The 20,218-nt window shown below is 62.2% G+C and carries 16 protein-coding genes; 2 read left to right on the forward strand and 14 right to left on the reverse strand.

Annotation, left to right across the window (positions count from 1 at the left end):
• Window positions 1-121: 121 nt before the first annotated feature.
• A complete protein-coding gene (locus tag ACYUME_RS00470) occupies window positions 122-3,118 on the reverse strand; it encodes an autotransporter outer membrane beta-barrel domain-containing protein (RefSeq protein ID WP_460419459.1) in 2,997 nt (998 codons plus the stop codon).
• A gap of 178 nt (window positions 3,119-3,296) precedes the next feature.
• On the reverse strand, window positions 3,297-6,284 hold the full coding sequence (eprS, locus tag ACYUME_RS00475) for an autotransporter serine peptidase EprS (RefSeq protein ID WP_460417696.1): 2,988 nt from the start codon (window positions 6,282-6,284) through the stop codon (window positions 3,297-3,299).
• 360 nt (window positions 6,285-6,644) lie between these two features.
• Here eprS and ACYUME_RS00480 point away from each other — a divergent pair, with 360 nt between their 5' ends.
• Both ACYUME_RS00480 and ACYUME_RS00485 read left to right on the forward strand, forming a co-directional pair.
• The gene (locus ACYUME_RS00480) at window positions 6,645-7,664 is read left to right on the forward strand and encodes a hypothetical protein (protein WP_460417698.1); all 1,020 of its coding nucleotides are present in this window, start codon (window positions 6,645-6,647) and stop codon (window positions 7,662-7,664) included.
• Window positions 7,652-8,428 carry a hypothetical protein gene (locus ACYUME_RS00485; protein WP_460417700.1) on the forward strand — a complete coding sequence of 259 codons (777 nt, stop codon included), beginning with the start codon at window positions 7,652-7,654 and terminating at the stop codon, window positions 8,426-8,428. Before ACYUME_RS00480 ends, ACYUME_RS00485 begins: the two co-directional genes overlap by 13 nt.
• 261 nt (window positions 8,429-8,689) lie before the next feature.
• Here the strand turns inward: ACYUME_RS00485 and glmS are convergent, their stop codons facing one another.
• The 12 genes from glmS to ACYUME_RS00545 form a co-directional block, all read right to left on the reverse strand.
• A complete protein-coding gene (glmS, locus tag ACYUME_RS00490; protein WP_279882411.1) occupies window positions 8,690-10,525 on the reverse strand; it encodes a glutamine--fructose-6-phosphate transaminase (isomerizing) in 1,836 nt (611 codons plus the stop codon).
• Between the two features lie 11 nt (window positions 10,526-10,536).
• A complete protein-coding gene (locus ACYUME_RS00495) occupies window positions 10,537-11,304 on the reverse strand; it encodes a DeoR/GlpR family DNA-binding transcription regulator (protein ID WP_460417702.1) in 768 nt (255 codons plus the stop codon).
• A gap of 306 nt (window positions 11,305-11,610) precedes the next feature.
• Window positions 11,611-12,978 carry a bifunctional UDP-N-acetylglucosamine diphosphorylase/glucosamine-1-phosphate N-acetyltransferase GlmU gene (glmU, locus tag ACYUME_RS00500; RefSeq protein ID WP_460417704.1) on the reverse strand — a complete coding sequence of 456 codons (1,368 nt, stop codon included), beginning with the start codon at window positions 12,976-12,978 and terminating at the stop codon, window positions 11,611-11,613.
• Between the two features lie 122 nt (window positions 12,979-13,100).
• Window positions 13,101-13,520 carry a F0F1 ATP synthase subunit epsilon gene (locus ACYUME_RS00505; RefSeq protein ID WP_011536500.1) on the reverse strand — a complete coding sequence of 140 codons (420 nt, stop codon included), beginning with the start codon at window positions 13,518-13,520 and terminating at the stop codon, window positions 13,101-13,103.
• A 44-nt stretch (window positions 13,521-13,564) separates the two neighbouring features.
• Window positions 13,565-14,941: a F0F1 ATP synthase subunit beta gene (gene atpD, locus ACYUME_RS00510; protein WP_279882418.1), complete on the reverse strand. Its 1,377-nt coding sequence runs from the start codon at window positions 14,939-14,941 to the stop codon at window positions 13,565-13,567.
• 27 nt (window positions 14,942-14,968) lie between these two features.
• Entirely contained in the window at window positions 14,969-15,829 is an 861-nt protein-coding gene (gene atpG, locus ACYUME_RS00515; RefSeq protein ID WP_248918073.1) for a F0F1 ATP synthase subunit gamma, read from the reverse strand.
• A 48-nt stretch (window positions 15,830-15,877) separates the two neighbouring features.
• Window positions 15,878-17,422 carry a F0F1 ATP synthase subunit alpha gene (gene atpA / locus ACYUME_RS00520; protein ID WP_011536503.1) on the reverse strand — a complete coding sequence of 515 codons (1,545 nt, stop codon included), beginning with the start codon at window positions 17,420-17,422 and terminating at the stop codon, window positions 15,878-15,880.
• A gap of 21 nt (window positions 17,423-17,443) precedes the next feature.
• Window positions 17,444-17,980, reverse strand: coding sequence for a F0F1 ATP synthase subunit delta (locus ACYUME_RS00525; RefSeq protein ID WP_279882423.1), 537 nt, complete (start codon window positions 17,978-17,980; stop codon window positions 17,444-17,446).
• Window positions 17,981-17,992: 12 nt separating this feature from the next.
• Window positions 17,993-18,463 (reverse strand): F0F1 ATP synthase subunit B, encoded by a 471-nt coding sequence (locus tag ACYUME_RS00530; RefSeq protein WP_279882425.1) that lies wholly within the window; start codon window positions 18,461-18,463, stop codon window positions 17,993-17,995.
• Window positions 18,464-18,521: 58 nt separating this feature from the next.
• The gene (gene atpE / locus ACYUME_RS00535) at window positions 18,522-18,779 is read right to left on the reverse strand and encodes a F0F1 ATP synthase subunit C (protein ID WP_003097235.1); all 258 of its coding nucleotides are present in this window, start codon (window positions 18,777-18,779) and stop codon (window positions 18,522-18,524) included.
• Window positions 18,780-18,923: 144 nt separating this feature from the next.
• The gene (gene atpB, locus ACYUME_RS00540) at window positions 18,924-19,793 is read right to left on the reverse strand and encodes a F0F1 ATP synthase subunit A (RefSeq protein WP_279882427.1); all 870 of its coding nucleotides are present in this window, start codon (window positions 19,791-19,793) and stop codon (window positions 18,924-18,926) included.
• 16 nt (window positions 19,794-19,809) lie between these two features.
• A complete protein-coding gene (locus tag ACYUME_RS00545) occupies window positions 19,810-20,217 on the reverse strand; it encodes a F0F1 ATP synthase subunit I (RefSeq protein WP_279882429.1) in 408 nt (135 codons plus the stop codon).
• Window position 20,218 lies beyond the last annotated feature (1 nt).

The raw sequence follows: 20,218 nt of genomic DNA on the forward strand, positions 1-20,218 counted from the left end.
CAACCTCTGGCGTGGGTTGCATTGTTTTACAAGCTATGTGAGCCATGTCGGGCTTTTGAGCGGGCTATCTTGTGCGCCCGCGAACCCGTTGCCAAGTCCGCGGGGCTGGTACGAAATGGCCTCAGAACGCCCAGTCCAGGGTCAGGCCGACCCCGTGGCTCTTGTCGCGACTACCCAGCAACCCGTTGTAGTCGAGGTTGACCCTGGCCTGATGCCCCAGGGCAATCCCCACCCGTGCGCCGACCACCGCCGCATCACGATCCAGGGACAGCGCCTGGACCTTGTAGCTGTCGCCCTGGCCAGCGAAGGCCAAGTGCTGGTCGGCCCCGGTGGAACTCAGGTTGTGCTGCCAGCCCAAGGTGGCGGCAAGCTCCACCGCCTGGCCGCCGGACAATTGCAGTTGCTTGCCGGCGCGCATGCCCAGGGTCGAGAGCCAGGCGTCGCGGTTGTCCCGCCCACCCTTGAGCGCGGCAGCGCCGCCATGTTCCTTGAAGCTGTCGCTGGCGATATGCACATAGGCCAGGTTGGCGAACGGTTCCAGCGCCATGCTCGGCAGGGCGACCTTCCAGGCGGCCTCGCCGAACACCTGGGTGCTCTGGGCATCGCGCTTGCTCTTCTGGCGATCGCTGACCTCGTTGTACTGCAGCTCGCGCTTGGTCTCGATGCGGTGCCAGCTGTGGCTGGCGCCCAGGCTCAGGCGTATCTGCTCCAGCTCCTTGCCGGCATAGGCACCCAGGTGGTAGCTATCGACGCTGGCCGAGGAATGACGACCATCGCCCATGCTCAGCGAACTGTCGCTGTAGCCGGTGAAGATCCCGACGCGGGTGTCCTCGCTCACCTGCCCGTCGACGCCCAGCAGCATGCCGCCAATCGAACTGCTATAGCGCGCATGTCCGGAATCACCGTCGGCCTTGCCCCAGGCACCCAGGGCCTTGACCCACAGGCCATTGCCCTGGCCGTCCACGGCCGGAGCGGCGGCGATGCCCTGCTGGCGGGTACGCTCGCCCACGGCGTCGCGCAACTGGCGGCTGTCGTTGAGCAGCAGGTTGCCCACCGCCGGGTGGATTTCCCCGGACAGCTGATCGAACGCCTGCTGGGCGCTGTGTGCATCGGTCGACAGCAGCAGGCTCTCGTAGACCGGGTTGCCCGCGCCGAGCCGATCGGCGGCCGCGGCCACCGAACGCTGGTTGGCGGTCAAGCCGACACTGGCGAAGGAGGCACTACGCTGCACTGCCAGCCGCACCCCGTTACCGCCATAGGACACGCCGCCGCCGAGGAACAGCAAGTTGGACTGCACAGTGGCGAAACCACCCTGCACGCCGCCCGCGGCATCCAGGATGTCGAATTGACGCCCCTCCAGGCTCGTTGCCTGCTGGGACTGTAGCGAAACTCCGGGGTTCTGCAGGTCCAGCGCCAGGTTCGCACCGCCCAGGGAAACCGTGCCATCGCTGACCAGGCGATCGCTGCCACTGGCATCCACCTCCACGGCATAGGTCGAGCCCGGCTGGAAGGTCACGTCGGAACCCACGCGCAAGGTGCCGATGGAGTTGCCTGGGGCCACCACGCCGCCAGTGTTGACCACCAGCGCGCCGATCCGGCCATTGCCGCCCAGCACACCGCCGTCATTGACCGTCACCGTCGATTGCAGCGAGCCATTGATCGCCAGCCGTCCCTGGTTGACCAGGGTTGGCCCGGAGTAGGTGTTGTTACCGGTGAGCACCAAGGTACCGATGCCCTGCTTGGTCAGGCCGCCATGGCCAGAGATATCGTTGCTCCACAGGTCCAGCATGCAACTCAGGTCGTTACAGCGCCTCTGGGTCGGCCTGCCGGCATCCACCAGGGCGCCGATACCCGGCAGATCGACCACGAACTGGCTCGGGCCGTAGCCACCGGCAATGCGGAACTCCTCGGGAATGTCCTGCTCGGTGACCAGCATGCCCGGGCCGCGGATACCCTTGTCCAGGTTGATCATGCCCCAGCCGTACAAGGCATCGATGCCGGGCGCGCCCATGTCGGTGGCGGTGGTGCGCAGCACGCTGGCGATCTGAGCGCCGCTCATGTAGGGAAAACGCTCCATCAGCACCGCCGCGGCACCGGCGGCATGGGGCGCGGCCATGGACGTACCGTTCTTGTTGGCGTAGCCCAGGGTCAGGTCTTGAAGGCTGGTGCCGCCGATCACCGCGCTGTAGATCCGGGTACCGGGGGCCGATACGCAGAGGCTCGCGGTATAGCCGCAACGGGACGAGAACGTGCTGATCAGATAGGGATTGGCACTGCTGGTATCGGGGTTCTGCTGCAACGCCGCCACGGTCAGCCAGTTGGGGGCGATGTCCGGGACGAAATAGGCAAGGCCCGCGATCGCATCGGGGTTGTTCAGGTTGTAGTCATTGCCGGCGGCGAAGATCGTCATGACCCCGCTGCGGGCGGCGGCGAGGGCGCCGTCATAGGCTCCACCGGGCAAGGTGCCCAGCAGCGGCTGGATCTGCGCGAACTGTGCCCGGGCATCGTCCACGGTGAAATGCGGGAAATCCGGATTGCGCCCGCCCTTGGCGAAGCGATCGGTGATGCCGATGCCCCAGCTGTTGTTGATGATCCGCGCGCCGCTGGCCACCAGGTCGTCCCAGCCGGCCTTGTACACCGCGCCATCGTTGCCCAGGACGATGCCGTCCTCGGGGCCGGGGTCGCCGTTGTCGGCGCTGATGATCTGCGCATCGAAGGCCACGCCGTGCATCGACTCGCCGTCACGGTTGCCGGCGGCGATCCCGCCGACATGGGTGCCGTGGGAGCCGAGCTTGCCATCCGAGCCCAACGACGGGCTGCCGTCATAGCGGAACGCATCGCCGGCCTTCACCGGGATGTAGGGATCGGTGTACTGGCGAATGCCACTGGTGACCAGGGTCACGATCTTGTCCTTGCCGGCGAACTCGGGGTGCGGGGCGTAGACCGGCTGGTCGAAGATCCCAAGCTTCACCCCCTTGCCGCTGTAGCCAGCGGCATAGGCGCTGTCGGCGTGGATCGCCCCCAGCCCCCAGTCGGCCTTGAATTCGCTGCTGCGCCAGCTGCTGGCATCGCCCAACCGGCCGCTTTCCACGTAGGGCGCGGCCTGGGCCGTGCCCATCAGCGCCACCCAACCCACCAATGCCCGCCCCAACGGAGCCAGGGCCCAGCCCTGCGCGAGTGCGCTGTCATCCTTTCTGACTTGCTTCACTACGACCTTCCTTAGTTTTGTTTTGATTGAATACCGCGTTGGTCACACTCCGTGTTGCAACGCCTGGCCCAACCCGCACCAGGGCGCTTCAGAACCGCCATTGCAGGTTGAGCCCCGCGCCATGCTGTTGCTCGCGACTGGCCAGGCGCCCCTGGTAGTCCAGGCTCAGGTCCAGGTCGCGGGTCAACCCAATCCGTGCCTGCAGCCCAACCAGCGCGGCATCGCGCAAGGCCGGTGCAGTCTCCACCCGGAACGGCAGGTCGCTGCCGGCGAAGGCCAGGTGTTCGCGATCCTGGGTCCCGCTCAGGCGATGCTGCCAGCCCAGGCTTGCCGCCAGCTGCAGGTCCTGCCGCGGGCCCAGTTGCCATTGCTGGCGCCCACGCAGGCCCAAGGTGCTGAGCCAGGCGTCACGCTGCTCATCACCGGCATGCAACGCCGCGGCATCGCCTTTCTCGTGGAAGCCGTCACGATCCAGGTGCTGATAGGTCAGGTTGAAGAAGGGCTCCAACTGCACCGCCGGCAACGTCAGGCGATAGGCCGCCTCGGCGAACAGCTGCTGGCTGCGGGCATCGATCCGTGCGCGCTGGCGACCGGACACCTCGCCATAGGCCAGGTCGCGCCGGACCTCGGCACGGTGCCAGCTGTAGCTGGCGCCCAGGCTCAGGCGCAGCTGGTCCAGGTCGTGGCGGGCATAGGCGCCCAGGTGATAACTGTCGACCGTGGCCCGGGAGTGACTGCCCCCCATGCCCAGGGAACTGTCGCTGTAGCCTGCGGCCAGGCCGGCCCGGGTCTGCTCGTCAAAGTCACGGTCCAGGCCCAGCAGCATGCCGCCCAGGGAGGTGGTATAGGACTCGCTGCCCTGCACGCCCTCGATACGTCCCCAACTACCCAGGCCCTTGAGCCAGAGCTGGGTCGAACCTGGCTCGCGGGCAGTCGTTGCAGGCCCGTCGCCACCTTGCACGCGCTCACCGAAGGCATCGCGCAAGACCGAGCCCTGGCTGAGCAGCATCGAGTCCAGCGCCGGGTAGATCTCCCCGGCCAGCTGCCGCAGGCCGTCCCGGGCCTGGTCCACCGAGGTCGAAAGCAGCACGCTTTCATACACGGGATTGCCCGGCCCCAGCTGCTCCACAGCACCGCCGCTGGCACGCTGGTTGGGTGTGGCGCCGACACTGGCGAACGTCGTGGCGCTGCGCGTCACGTCCAGTTGCACGGCGTTGGCCGAATAATCGAGCATGGTCCCCAGGAACAGGTAGGCGGGTTGGACCTGGGCGAAGCGCCCGTCGACGCCACCCGCGGCCTGCAGGATGTCGAACTGGCGCCCCACCAGGCTGGCTACCGGGCCACCGGCCAACAGGTTCGGTCGCGCCTGGGGCTCCAGGCTGAGATTGGCGCCAGCGACACTGGCCTGGCCGCCGACGACGAGCCGGTCGCTGGCCGTGGGCGACAGCTCCACCTGGTAGGTCGAGCCCGGCTGCAAGTCCAGGTCGCCGGCGACACTCAAGGTGCCGATGGAGTTACCCGGAGCCACCACCCCCCCGGCGCTAGCAGTCAGGGCGCCGATTCGGCCATTGCCGCCCAGGCTACCGCCTGCGTTGACCGTCACCGCTGATTGCAAGCTACCGTTGACCACCAGCAACCCGCCATCGATCCGGGTCGGGCCGCGGTAGCTGCTGTCACCGGTGAGCGCCAGCCAGCCAGCCCCGGACTTGACCAGGCTGCCCTGGTAGATCCGCTGCGCGGCGGCCGTGTCGCGGGCCATGCCCAGGGCATAGTCGCTGCGATCCTGCTGGCTGGCGCCCGGCGCCAGGCCATTTTCCCAGCCGCGCTCCTTGAGGGTCTGCTGCCAGGCCTGGCGTTCAGTGGCGTCCTCGGCCTGCCGCTGCACCAGTGCCTGATCGGAGATGCCGTTGCTCCAGGTATCGCCCTGCCCGCGCCCCAGGTTGACGTCGAATTCGCCCAGCAACTGCCCTGGGCCGTGCAACGCCCGGCCCAGGTCCGGGACGCCCCAGCCCACCCGGTCGCTGGGCCCTTGGGTTGGCGAGCCGTCCAGCTGGCGCGAGGTGGTCAGCAGCACTTGCAGGGCCTGCTGGTTGTTCAGATAGGGGTAACGCTCCATGACCAGGGCCAAGGCCCCGGTAGCATGGGGCGCGGCCATCGAGGTGCCGTTGTAGGTGGCGTAGCCGCCACCGGGCACGGTACTGGTGATCGCCGCGCCCGGGGTCGCCAGGCACCAGTACTTGGCGATGCCGCACTGGTTGTATTTCTGCTGGTTGTTCTTGTCCAGGCCCGACACCGCCAGCCAGTGGCCTTCCAGCTCCGGCTGGAAGTACGGCAGCGCCGAACGCACGCTGGCATTGGCATAACCGCTGTTGCCGGCGCTGAACACGTTGATCACCCCACGACGCGCCACATCGCCGGCGGCGTCGAGCCAGGTGTCCTGCTGGAAGTGCTGGGCGTAGGCCGCGCGCAGGTCGCCCAGGGTCTGATAGCTGACATCCTTGGGCTGGCTGCCCCAGCTGTTGTTGATGGCCCGTGCCCCGGCATCCACCAGGGCACCGTAGACCGCCTTGAAATACCGCGGATCGGGGTCGGTGCCGAACAGGAATTTGTCGTTCTTGTTGGTGTTGCCCACGTAGACCTGGGCATTGAAGGCCACGCCATGCATGCCGATGCCATCACGGGCAGCGCCCATGGTGCCGGTGACATGGGTGCCATGGCTGTCGTTGGCGCCGTTGAGCACCCCGGACACGCTGAACGGGGTGCCGTCCAGGTACTGGCCGGTGGCGGTAACCGCGTGAAAACGTTCGGGACTGGCCTCAGGATGGGCGGCATCGAACCCTGAGTCCAGGGCGCCGATGCGGACTCCGGCGCCGGTGATCCCGGCGGCATAGGCCTGACTCGCCTGCATGCGCTCCAGGCCCCAGTCCTGCTGGTATTCGGCCGACCGCCAGCTGGCGGGGTCGCCCGGGCGGCCAGTCTCTTGATAGGCCGCCGCAGCCGACAGCGGCAGTCCGGTGGCGAACGCCAGGCACAGGGTGCCCATCAGCGCCTTGAGCTGATCACATCTCACATCCATGTCGATGACTTCCTTGTTCTTGTTGTCGGATCGTCCGTTCCTGGACGACCAATGTGTCGCTGCATCGCTTGGCCACAAGCTCGCGGCCCGATCGAGCCGGAGGGGCGCTCGGCCCTGGGCAGGTTACTTCGGCCTCAGGCCGAGACGGTAGCCTTCGGTTGCAAATATTGCTACCACGTCAAATATTCGTGCAAAACCTGCCCCCAGCAGGCTAGCACGGTCCGCTTTAACCACCCCGTATGCACTCTGGATGGCATTTATCCTTTTCGAGCTTGTAAAGACTAGACTGTAAACCACTTTTTTGACCTGTAAACTACCGTGGTTTACAGTTTAAAAAATTGGTTTACACGAAGCTCGGACATGCCAAATTTACAAGACGAAGCCAAGACCTACATCGAGTCTGTTCTTGGGGTAACCGCGCACCTGGAGCCGATGCAAATCAGGGTCCCCTACACTGTCCAGGACAGCTACAAGACTTATGAGTTGAGCATCCCGACGGGGAAGAACTCCGCGCTCAAGATCATGCTGCTGGTCGCCCGGGATGAGGTCGATTACCCAGGCATCGTGAAGCTACAGAAGCACATCGAGTTGGTACGTAAAGCCACCAACCAAGTGATCGCTTACGTCTGCAGATCCATGTCGATTCCGGACCGCCGAAGCCTGATCACGCATCAGGTCAACTTTATCCAGCCCGGCTTTCAGATGTTCATACCGGAGATCGCGCTGGACCTGCGCGAAAGCTTCCGCCAGCGGCGCGAGCAAAGTGAGATTGCCGCCCTCCTCCCCGCAGCGCAGGCCATGCTTCTCTCCTGCCTGTATGACGGCAAAACCGACGAAGCCTATTTCACCACGAACGCTCTGCTGGGCGATCTCAATTACAGCCGTGTAACGCTCTCGAAGGCCGTGGAACAACTGACATCGCTGGAGGTGATTACCCCAGCCAAAAGCGATCTTCCCTGGAAGACCTACGCATTCGAAGGATCACCCGCTGAGGTGTTCCGAAAAGCCAGGCAATACCTACGGTCACCCGTCAGAAAAACGGTTGGCATTACGCGCAACACCATCCCTATGGCACCCGGTGTATATCTCGCTGGAGAAACTGCTCTGGCCAAATACACGATGCTGGCGGAGCCTGAGCAAGCAGTGTGGGGAATGACCAAGAAAGTGTTCAACGACATGCTGGCGCACCGAGCGTTCGAGGTCGTTGAGTCGGTGGACGCGATCGAGGAATGGGTGGAGATCTGGGCGTATCCGTCGCTCACCGAAAGCACATACATAGCAGACGCAGCGTCGCTGTTTCTGAGCTTGGACGACGCCCCCGACGAACGCATTCAGATTGCATTGAATGAACTCAAGGAACAGGTGAAATGGTTAGCGTGAAAGGTCTGGACGTATTCGGCCAGCATTTCCGGGATTTCCGCGATCGCTACGTCCTGATCGGTGGCGTTGCCTGCGCACTGGCAATGGACGAAGCGGGTGAACGTTTCAGGACCACCAAGGACCTGGACATCGTCTTGGTGATCGAAGCCTTGGATGCTGGGTTCGTCGCGCATTTCTGGGACTTTATCAACGCGGGTGGGTATGAGATCAGGCAGAGAGGCGGCGAGCGTCCTGATCCCATCTTCTATCGGTTCCAGGGCCCGAAAGACGAAGCGTACCCGGCCATGATTGAACTCTTTTCGCGTGCGCCTGAAGGACTGGAGCATGAGGAAAACGCAACGCTGACCCCGATCCCCACAGGTGAATCGGTTTCGAGTTTGAGCGCCATCCTCCTGAATGAGGACTACTACCAGTTCCTTCTAGCGGGTCGCCAGCAGAACGAGGAGCTGACCTACATCAGCGCTGATCGGCTCATCCCCTTCAAGGTCAAAGCCTGGCTCGACCTGTCTCAGCGCAAAGCAAACGGAGAAAGTGGGGTCGACAGCGGGGACATCAGAAAGCACCGTAACGACGTCCTGCGCCTTTCCGGCCTACTGACCGGTGAAGTGATTGAGTTGTCCGAAAGCCTTACCGCAGACATGGCGCAGTTCCTTGGGCTTTTGGCAGCTGAGAACATCGACCCCAAATCACTGAAGATCCCGGGCGACCTTCCGACCATTATCGGTCGTATTGCAGAGTCCTTCGGCCTTCAGGCTGCTTCGTAAGGCAGGCCTGCGCCCCTTCTGCGCCCGACCGTCAGATCGAGCGCCATGCCTTGGACGCTCACTGCGCATTGAAACGCAGGGAATCGCTCACAAGTCTCAGGTGATCCCATGTCAGACCCATGTGCCAGTTGAGGTGCAAGTTACGCCGCACGCATGAAGCAAGAGATTGGAAAGCCATCTTGAGAGAGGGAGCCAGGCGCGGCTCCCCCTCTGCGACAGTTTTTAATCTTCGAGATAACTCGAAGCGAACCCTGCCGCTGATTACTCCACCGTCACCGACTTGGCCAGGTTGCGCGGCTGGTCGACGTCGGTGCCCTTGAGCACGGCGACGTAGTACGACAGCAGTTGCAGCGGAATGGTGTAGAGGATCGGCGCCAGTGCATCGTTGATGTGTGGCACGTTGATCACATGGGTGCCCTCGCCGTTGCTCATGCCGGCCTGCTCGTCGGCGAACACCACCAGCTCGCCGCCACGGGCGCGGACTTCCTGCAGGTTCGACTTGAGCTTTTCCAGCAGCTCGTTGTTCGGCGCCACGGTGACCACCGGCATGTCGCTGTCCACCAGCGCCAGCGGGCCGTGCTTGAGCTCGCCGGCCGGGTAGGCTTCGGCGTGGATGTAGGAGATCTCCTTGAGCTTGAGCGCGCCTTCCATTGCCACCGGGTACTGGGCACCGCGGCCGAGGAACAGGGTGTGGTGCTTGTCGGCGAACAGTTCGGCGATCTTCTCGACCACGCCATCCATTGCCAGTGCTTCGCTCAGGCGCGCCGGCAGGCGACGCAGCTCGTCGACCAGCTCGGCTTCGACGCCTGCTTCCAGCGTGCCACGCACCTGGCCCAGGGCCAGGGTCAGCAGCATCAGCGACACCAGCTGGGTGGTGAACGCCTTGGTCGAGGCAACGCCGATTTCCGGACCGGCCAGGGTCAGCAGGGTGAGGTCGGATTCGCGCACCAGCGAGCTGATGCCCTTGTTGCAGATGGCCAGGCTGCCAAGGAAGCCCAGCTCCTTGGCGTTGCGCAGTGCCGCCAGGGTGTCGGCGGTCTCGCCGGACTGCGAAATCGAGACGAACAGCGTGTCCGGCTGCACCACCACCTTGCGGTAGCGGAACTCGCTGGCCACTTCCACCTGGCAGGGGATACCGGCCAGGCTTTCCAGCCAGTAGCGGGCAACCATGCCGGCATGGTAGCTGGTGCCACAGGCGACGATCTGCACGTTGCGCACCTTGGCGAACAGCTCGGCGGCCTGTGGACCGAAGGCCTGCACCATCACATGGTCCTTGCCCAGGCGCCCTTCGAGGGTACGCTGCACGACGCTGGGTTGCTCGTGGATTTCCTTGAGCATGAAGTGGCGATAGTTGCCCTTCTCGGCGGCTTCGGCGCCTTCGTGGTACTGCACCGTTTCACGCTGGACCGAATGGCCGGCCTGGTCCCAGATCTGCACCTGGTCGCGGCGGATCTCGGCGATGTCGCCTTCTTCGAGGTACATGAAACGGTCGGTGACCTGACGCAGGGCCAGTTGGTCCGACGCCAGGAAGTTCTCGCCGTGGCCCAGGCCAATCACCAATGGGCTGCCGCTGCGGGCCGCCACCAGACGATCCGGCTGGCTGGCGCTGATCACCGCCAGGCCATAGGCGCCGTGCAGGCGCTTGACCGCGGCCTTGAGGGCGTCGGTCAGGTCGGGAATGCTCTTGAGCAGGTGATGGAGCAGGTGAACGATCACCTCGGTGTCGGTCTGCGACACGAACACGTAACCCAGGTCCTTCAGTTCTTCGCGCAGGGCTTCGTGGTTCTCGATGATGCCGTTATGCACCACCGCCACTTCATGGCCGGAAAAATGCGGGTGAGCGTTGTGCTCGGTTGGCGCACCGTGGGTTGCCCAGCGAGTGTGGGCGATGCCCAGCTGGCCAGCCAGAGGATCCGCGGCAACCGCTGCCTCCAGCTCGCTGACCTTGCCGATGCGACGGCGGCGCTGCAGCTCGCCCTGCTGGGTGAAGACCGCAAGGCCGGCGCTGTCGTAACCACGGTATTCCAGGCGCTTGAGACCTTCGATGAGGATGGCTGTGATATTGCGCTCGGCAACGGCACCAACGATTCCACACATATATGTTGCTCCTAGCTGATAGCGGCGCAGATCAGGGTGACGCCGCGGGCTTGAATCCGGTCGCGTGCCTCGGCGGACAGGCGATCATCAGTAATCAGGGTGTTCACGCTGCTCCAGGGCAGCTCGAGATTGGGAATCTTGCGACCGACCTTGTCCGACTCGACCATGACGATCACCTCGCGGGCCACGTCTGCCATGACCCGGCTCAACCCCAGCAGCTCGTTGAAGGTGGTGGTGCCACGCTCCAGGTCGATGCCGTCGGCACCGATGAACAGCTGGTCGAAGTCGTAAGAGCGTAGTACCTGCTCGGCCACCTGGCCCTGGAACGACTCCGAATGCGGGTCCCAGGTACCGCCGGTCATCAGCAGGACGGGCTCGTGCTCCTGCTCGCTGATGGCGCGGGCCACGTTGAGCGAGTTGGTCATCACCACCAGGCCTGGCTGGCGCCCGAGCTGGGGAATCATCGCCGCCGTGGTGCTGCCGCTGTCGATGATGATGCGCGCATGCTCGCGGATGCGTCCGACCGCCGCCCGGGCAATGGCCTGCTTGTACAGGGATACTGGCTGGACTGTGTCGCCCAGCAGTTCCTGGGGCATGGTCACCGCGCCGCCGTAGCGACGCAGCAGCAGGCCATTGGCCTCCAGGGCGGCGAGGTCCTTGCGGATGGTCACTTCGGAAGTCTCGAAACGCTTGGCCAGGGCGTCGACGCTCACCTCGCCCTGCTCGTTGAGCAAGGCCAGGATATTGTGGCGGCGCTGGGGGGTGTTTCGTTTCGACATGTCGGTTTAAGTTTCGATTCGAAAGATAAGTGTTGCAATCAAAACCTAAGATGGAGGATTCGTCAAGTTGCCGCTGCGCTGTGGATAGTTTTTCTCTGCCCTGACGCGGTCCCTGTAGGAGCGGCCTTGTGTCGCGATGGGCTGCATAGCAGCCCCAGGATCTCAGCGCCAAGGCAGAAATAGCTGGGGCCGCTTTGCGGCCCATCGCGACACAAGGCCGCTCCTACAGGGACCGCGATACGGCACCCAATAAAAAGCCGGCTTATTCACATAAGCCGGCTTTCGATCGAAAGTGCTGTGGATAACTCAGCTCTTCTTGATCTTCTCCGGCCGCTTCCAGCCTTCGATGTTGCGCTGGCGCGCACGGGCCACGCCCAACTGCCCGGCTTCGACCGTCTGAGTGATGGTCGAGCCCGCCGCAGTAGTGGCCCCGGCCTGGATTTCCACAGGCGCGACCAGCGAGTTGTTGGAGCCGATGAACACGTCCTCGCCCATCACCGTGCGGAACTTGTTGGCGCCGTCGTAGTTGCAGGTGATGGTGCCGGCACCGATATTGGTGCGGGCACCGACTTCGGCATCGCCCAGGTAGGTCAGGTGACCGGCCTTGGCACCTTCGCCCAGGTGTGCGTTCTTCAGCTCGACGAAGTTACCCACATGGGCACGGGCTTCCAGGACGCTGCCTGGACGCAGACGGGCGAACGGGCCGGCATCGCTGCCCTCGCCCAGCACCGCGCCTTCAAGGTGGCTGTTGGCCTTGACCACCACGCCCTTGCGCAGGGTGCTGTCCTTGATCACGCAGTTGGGGCCGATCTGCACGTCGTCCTCGATCACCACCTTGCCTTCGAGAATGACATTGATGTCGATCAGCACATCACGGCCAACCGTCACCTCGCCACGCACATCGAAACGCGCCGGATCACGCAGCGTGACGCCCTGGGCCATCAGGCGGCGACCTTCGCGCAGCTGATAGTGACGCTCGAGCTCCGCCAGCTGACGGCGGTCGTTGGCGCCCTGCACTTCCATCGGGTCGTGGGGCTGTTCGGTGGCGACCACCAGGCCATCGGCCACGGCCATGGCGATTACGTCGGTGAGGTAGTACTCGCCCTGGGCATTGTTGTTGGACAACCGGCCCATCCAGTCGGCCAGGCGTGCGGCAGGCATGGCGAGGATGCCGGTGTTGCCTTCCTTGATTGCCTTCTGCGCTTCGCTGGCATCCTTGTGCTCGACGATCGCGGTCACGTTGCCCGCAGCGTCACGCACGATGCGGCCGTAGCCGGTCGGGTCCTGCAAGGTCACGGTGAGCAGACCAAGCTGCTGCTCGCTGACCTTGGCCAGCAGACGCTGCAGGGTTTCCACCTCGATCAGCGGCACATCGCCGTACAACACCAGTACGGTGTCGGCGGTGATGGCAGGCAGCGCCTGTGCCACGGCATGGCCTGTGCCCAGTTGCTTGTCCTGCATGACGAAATTGAGATCGTCGGCGGCCAGGCGCTCACGTACCAGCTCCGCACCATGGCCGATAACCACGTGAATACCGGTGGGCTGCAACTGACGCGCGCTGTGGATAACGTGGCCGAGCATGGAATTGCCGGCGACCGGGTGCAGTACCTTCGGCAGCGCGGAGCGCATGCGGGTGCCTTGGCCTGCGGCGAGAATGACGATATCAAGGGACATTGACTGGCTACCAATCCTGGGCGGTCAGGGACGTGACCAAAGGGGAATTTCAGAAAAAGAAAAAGGGTAGCCGAGGCTACCCTTTAACTCAATTGCAACGGCAGTGACCGGCCAAAGCCAGGTTACTTGCCTTTGCGCAATTGCTGGACAGTACGCAGCTGAGCTGCAGCCTCGGCCAGACGTGCGGCGGCGGCGCCGTAGTCGAAGTCCGAGCTTTTCGCGTTCAGTGCGTTCTCAGCAGCCTTGAGGGCTTCCTGAGCCTGAGCTTCGTCCAGGTCGGCAGCGCGCTGCACGGTGTCGGCAAGAACCTTGACCATGTTCGGCTGCACTTCGAGGAAACCACCGGAGATGTAGAACACCTCACGATCGCCACCTTGCTTGGTCAGCGTGATCGGACCAGGCTTGAGATTGGTGATCAGCGGCGCGTGGCCTGGAGCGATACCCAGATCGCCCAGGTTGCCGTGCGCTACTACCATCTCGACCAGGCCGGAGAAGATCTCTCCTTCCGCGCTGACGATATCGCAATGGACTGTCATAGCCATCTGCTTGCCTCAACCTGATTAGCGCCCCTTGCGGGGCGCCGGGATTACAGTTTCTTGGCTTTCTCGATCGCTTCGTCGATGCTGCCGACCATGTAGAACGCTTGTTCTGGCAGGTGGTCGTAGTCACCTTTGAGGATGCCGCTGAAGCCAGCGATGGTGTCCTTGAGCGAAACGTACTTGCCTGGCGAGCCGGTGAAGACTTCGGCCACGAAGAACGGCTGCGACAGGAAGCGCTGGATCTTACGAGCACGGGCAACCAGTTGCTTGTCGGCTTCGGACAGTTCGTCCATGCCCAGGATCGCGATGATGTCCTTCAGCTCTTTGTAGCGCTGCAGAACATACTGAACCTGACGGGCAGTTTCGTAGTGCTCGGTACCGATCACGTTCGGGTCCAGCTGACGCGAAGTCGAGTCCAGTGGGTCGACCGCTGGGTAGATACCCAGGGAGGCGATGTCACGGGACAGTACGACGGTGGCGTCGAGGTGGGCGAAGGTGGTGGCTGGCGACGGGTCGGTCAGGTCGTCCGCAGGTACGTATACGGCCTGGATCGAGGTGATCGAACCTTCCTTGGTCGAAGTGATGCGCTCTTGCAGAACGCCCATCTCTTCAGCCAGGGTCGGCTGGTAACCTACTGCCGAAGGCATACGGCCCAGCAGTGCGGATACTTCGGTACCGGCCAGGGTGTAACGATAGATGTTGTCGACGAACAGCAGAACGTCGTTACCTTCGTCACGGAACTTCTCAGCCATGGTCAGGCCGGTCAGCGCTACGCGCAGACGGTTTCCTGGTGGCTCGTTCATCTGGCCGTAGACCAGCGCTACCTTGTCGAGAACGTTGGAGTCCTTCATCTCGTGGTAGAAGTCGTTACCCTCACGAGTACGCTCACCCACACCGGCGAACACGGAGTAACCGCTGTGCTCGATGGCGATGTTACGGATCAGTTCCATCATGTTCACGGTCTTGCCGACGCCGGCGCCACCGAACAGACCAACCTTACCACCCTTGGCGAACGGGCAGACCAGGTCGATAACCTTGATGCCGGTTTCCAGCAGGTCGTTGCCGCCTGCCTGGTCAGCGAACGAAGGTGCCTTCTGGTGGATGCCACGACGCTCTTCTTCGCCGATCGGGCCGGCTTCGTCGATTGGGTTGCCCAGAACGTCCATGATACGGCCCAGAGTGGCCTTACCAACTGGAACGGAGATGGCCGCGCCGGTGTCGACGACGTCCAGACCGCGCTTCAGACCTTCGGTCGAGCCCATCGCAATGGTACGAACCACGCCGTCGCCCAGCTGCTGCTGAACTTCCAGGGTGGTTTCCGCGCCTTGTACTTTCAGCGCGTTGTAAACACTCGGCACGGCATCACGTGGGAATTCCACGTCGATGACGGCGCCGATGATTTGAACGATACGTCCGCTACTCATAGCTGGATCCTCTGAATATTTGAACCGTTAAACCGCGGCAGCGCCGCCGACGATTTCCGAGATCTCCTGGGTGATCGCAGCCTGACGCGCCTTGTTGTAGATCAGCTGGAGTTCGCTGATCAAATCACCGGCGTTGTCTGTGGCGTTCTTCATGGCGATCATCCGGGCCGCTTGTTCAGCAGCGTTGTTCTCGACCACCGCCTGGTACACCTGCGACTCCACGTAACGCACCATCAAGCCGTCCAGCAGCTCTTTTGCGTCGGGTTCGTACAGGTAGTCCCAGTGGTGCTTGAGTTCCTGATCCGGGGTTGCCACCAACGGTACCAACTGCTCTACCGTCGGTTTTTGGGTCATGGTGTTGATGAACTTGTTCGAAACCACCGAGAGGCGATCGATGCGGCCGTCCAGGTAGGCGTCCAGCATCACCTTGACGGAGCCGATCAGATCGTTGATCGATGGCTCTTCGCCCAGATGGCTGATCGCGGCTACGACGTTGCCGCCAAAGATGCGGAAGAAAGTCGCACCCTTGCTGCCGATCACGCACAGGTCGATTTCCACGCCCTGTTCGCGGTTTTCGTTCATGTCCTTGACCAGGGCCTTGAACAGGTTGGTGTTCAAGCCACCGCACAGACCACGGTCACTGCTCACCACGATATAACCGGCGCGCTTTACAGGGCGCTCGATCATGAACGGGTGGCGGTATTCCGGGTTGGCGTTGGCCAGATGACCGATCACCTGGCGGATACGCTCCGCGTAAGGACGGCTAGCAGCCATGCGCATTTGTGCCTTGCGCATTTTGCTGACCGCCACTTTCTCCATGGCGCTGGTAATTTTTTGCGTGCTTTTGATGCTCGCAATCTTACTGCGAATCTCTTTTGCGCCTGCCATGTATCACCTATCAGGTTAGCAAGCGGGGGCCGGAGCCCCCGCTGCGGCTTACCAGGTCTGGGTGGCCTTGAACTTCTCGATACCGGCTTTCATGCCAGCGTCGATTTCGTCGTTGAAGTCACCCTTCACGTTGATCTTCGCCATCAGTTCGGCGTGATCACGGTTGAAGTAGGCGATCAGCGCTTGCTCGAAGCTACCGACCTTGGCGACTTCTACGTCGGTCAGGAAACCACGCTCAGCGGCGTACAGCGACAGGGCCATGTCGGCGATCGACATTGGCGCGTACTGCTTCTGCTTCATCAGCTCGGTAACGCGCTGACCATGCTCCAGCTGCTTGCGGGTAGCCTCGTCCAGGTCAGAAGCGAACTGGGCGAATGCCGCCAGCTCACGGTACTGAGCCAGAGCGGTACGGATACCACCGGACAGCTTCTTGATGATCTTGGTCTGGGCGGCACCACCAACACGGGATACCGACACACCGGCGTTAACGGCAGGACGGATGCCTGCGTTGAACATGGCCGATTCCAGGAAGATCTGACCGTCGGTGATCGAGATCACGTTGGTCGGAACGAACGCGGAAACGTCGCCAGCCTGGGTTTCGATGATCGGCAGGGCGGTCAGCGAGCCAGTCTTGCCAGTTACGGCACCGTTGGTGAACTTCTCGACGTACTCTTCGGAAACGCGCGATGCACGCTCCAGCAGACGGGAGTGGAGATAGAACACGTCGCCTGGGTACGCTTCACGTCCTGGTGGACGGCGCAGCAGCAGGGAGATCTGACGGTAGGCAACGGCCTGCTTGGACAGGTCATCGTAAACGATCAGGGCGTCTTCACCACGGTCGCGGAAGAACTCGCCCATGGTGCAGCCGGCGTACGGTGCCAGGAACTGCAGCGCGGCGGATTCCGAGGCGCTGGCGGCAACAACGATGGTGTTGGCCAGGGCGCCGGCTTCTTCCAGCTTGCGAACAACGTTGGCGATGGTCGACTGCTTCTGGCCGACGGCCACGTAGACGCAGAAGATGCCGCTGTTTTTCTGGTTGATGATCGCGTCGACCGCCATGGCGGTCTTGCCGATCTGACGGTCACCAATGATCAGCTCACGCTGGCCACGGCCAACCGGGATCATGGCATCGACCGACTTGTAGCCAGTCTGTACAGGCTGGTCTACCGACTTACGCCAGATCACGCCTGGAGCAACTTTCTCGACCGCGTCGGTCTCGGTGTTGTTCAGCGGACCTTTGCCGTCGATCGGGTTGCCCAGTGCGTCGACGACGCGACCCAGCAGTTCCTTACCAACCGGAACTTCCAGGATGCGACCGGTGCACTTGGCCGACATGCCTTCGGCGAGCGAGGTGTAGTCGCCCAGGACAACTGCACCTACGGAGTCTTGCTCCAGGTTCAGTGCCATACCGAAGACGCTGCCCGGGAACTCGATCATTTCGCCGTACATGACGTCGGCCAGACCGTGGATCCGTACGATACCGTCGGAAACGCTTACGACGGTACCTTCGTTACGGGCTTGGGAGCTGACATCGAGTTTCTCGATGCGGCCCTTGATGATTTCACTAATTTCGGAAGGATTGAGTTGCTGCATTGCTCTGCTGCCCCTTCAAACTCAAGATTTCAATGCTTCGGCCAGTTTCGCGATCTTGCCGCGAACCGAGCCATCGATTACCAGGTCGCCGGCGCGGATGACGACGCCGCCGATCAGGCTGGCATCCTCCGACGCGTGCAGGCGCACTTCCTGGCCTAACCGTGCACTGAGAACCTTGGCGAGTTTGTCTTGCTGTTCTTGGTTCAACGCAAAAGCACTGGTGACTTCCACGTCCACGGATTTCTCTTGCTCGGCCTTGTACAGATCGAACAGAGTCGAAATCTCCGGCAGAAGCAGGAGACGTTCGTTTTCCGCGGCAACATGAATGAAATTCTGTGCCTGGGCGTCAAACTTGTCACCGCACACTTCAACGAATGCGGCGGCCTTTTCTGCGCTAGTCAGTTGCGGGGCCTTGAGCAGGCGCTGCATGGTGTCGTCTTGCGACACCGCAGCAGCCAGGCCGAGCATGGCTGACCAATTGGCCAGTTGCTGATGGGCCTGGGCATGCTCGAAGGCAGCCTTAGCGTAAGGTCGGGCCAACGTGGTCAGTTCTGCCATGATCGCCCTCGCTTAAATTTCAGCGGCCAGTTTGTTAACCAGCTCCGCATGCGCGTTTTGATCGATTGTGGCGCCAAGGATCTTTTCAGCACCGCCAACGGCCAGGGCACCCACTTGGGCACGCAGGGCGTCTTTGACGCTGTTAATTTCCTGTTCGATCTCGGCTTGAGCCTGAGCCTTCACACGGTCAGCTTCGACGCGAGCCTGTTCACGGGCTTCCTCGACAAGCTGAGCAGCGCGCTTCTTGCTTTGCTCAATGATTTCGGCTGCCTGTGCCTTCGCTTCACGCAGTTGCTGACCCGCTTTCTCTTGGGCCAGCTCCAGGTCGCGAGCTGCGCGGTTGGCAGCGTCCAAGCCGTCTGCAATCTTCTTTTGGCGCTCTTGCAGGGCAGTGATGACCGGAGGCCATACGTACTTCATGCAGAAGAGTACAAAAATCAGAAAAGCAACGGATTGGCCAATCAGGGTTGCATTAATGTTCACGCCAACACCTCGCTCGGTCTTTGTCCATCACACCAATCAACTCGTAAGAAACGAGTGATTAGCCGGCGATCTGACCAACGAAGGGGTTCGCGAAGGTGAAGAACAGAGCGATACCAACACCGATCATGGTTACGGCGTCGAGCAGACCGGCAACGATGAACATTTTGACCTGCAGCATCGGAACCATTTCTGGCTGGCGAGCAGCGCCTTCCAAGAACTTGCCGCCCAGCAGGCCGAAACCAATGGCGGTACCCAGAGCACCCAGGCCGATCAGCAGAGCAACAGCGATAGCGGTCAGACCAACTACAGTTTCCATCTTTCCTCCCGACTTTTACGTCGTATTGGTTAGGTTTTTAGTTTGAAGCGGTAAAACAAATCGTTTGTTACAGCATGCCCTTGCGGACTTTTTAAGCCCTCCCCCCGAACGGGCGGGGAAGGCTATCAGACACGCCAGGCGGTCTTAATGGTTATCTTCGTGAGCCATCGACAGGTAGACGATGGTAAGCATCATGAAGATGAAGGCTTGCAGGGTGATGATCAGGATGTGGAACACAGCCCACGCCCATTGCAGCACGATACCCAGGCCGCTGAGCCAGAGGATGCCGGCGCCGAACATCACCGCGATCAGGATGAACACCAGCTCGCCGGCGTACATGTTGCCGAACAGACGCAGGGCCAGCGAGATCGGCTTGGCGATCAGGGTGACGAATTCGAGCAGGAAGTTCACCGGAATCAGCAGGATCTGCACGAAGATGTTCTTGCTGCCGAACGGGTGCAGGGTCAGCTCGCCGAGGAAGCCGCCCAGGCCCTTGACCTTGATGCTGTAGAAGATGATCAGGGCGAACACGCAGAAGGCCATGGCCAGGGTCGCGTTCGGGTCGGTGGTCGACACGGCGCGGAACGGAATGTGCGGATCACCGGAGATCAGGATGGCCAGCTGAGGAATCCAGTCGACCGGTACCAGGTCGATGGCGTTCATCAGGAAGACCCAGACGAAGATGGTCAGCGCCAGCGGGGCGATCACCGGGCTACGGCCGTGGAAGGAGTCCTTCACGCTGCCGTTGACGAAGTCCACCAGCACTTCCACGAAGTTCTGCAGACCGCTTGGCTGGCCGGAAGTCGCCTTCTTGGCTGCCATGCGGAAGATGAACAGGAAGATCAGACCCAGTGCAACGGACCAGCCGAGGGTGTCCACGTGGAACGCCCAGAAGCCCATTGCCTTGGCTTCTGCAGCCGAATGGGCGAAGCCCCAGCTGCCGTCTGGTAGTTGACCGTAGGTCAGGTTCTGCAAGTGGTGCTGGATATAGCCCGAAGCGGTTTCTGCTGCCATGGTTGCCTCAAACGCCCTAAGGTCTCGAAAGTCTTTTATTCATCAGCAGGGGCGCGAACCAGCTGACCAAAAGGGTCAGCACGAAGACGCCGAATACTGCCAACGGCGCCAATGGCTTCACTCCTGCGAAGGTCAGTGCGAACAGCACTGCCGTCAAAATCATCTTGCCTGCCTCGCCCGCGTAGAACGACTTGACGATGGCCTGCGCCGCCCGGGCTCCACTGAAGCGGAATGCCTTCCAGGCGAAATACACATTGGGCAGCCAGGCAATCAAGCCTCCGCAGAGACCTGAATATCCACTGACCGCCCCTTTCCACTGCCACAACACCAGGGTTGCCAGCAGCAGTACGGCAAATTGAGCCAACAGAACCGGGAAAACTGCCCAGCGATGGAAAGGCAGGCGGTTTGGCGTGCGGATTTCCATC

This window comes from Pseudomonas sp. microsymbiont 2 (assembly GCF_054788395.1).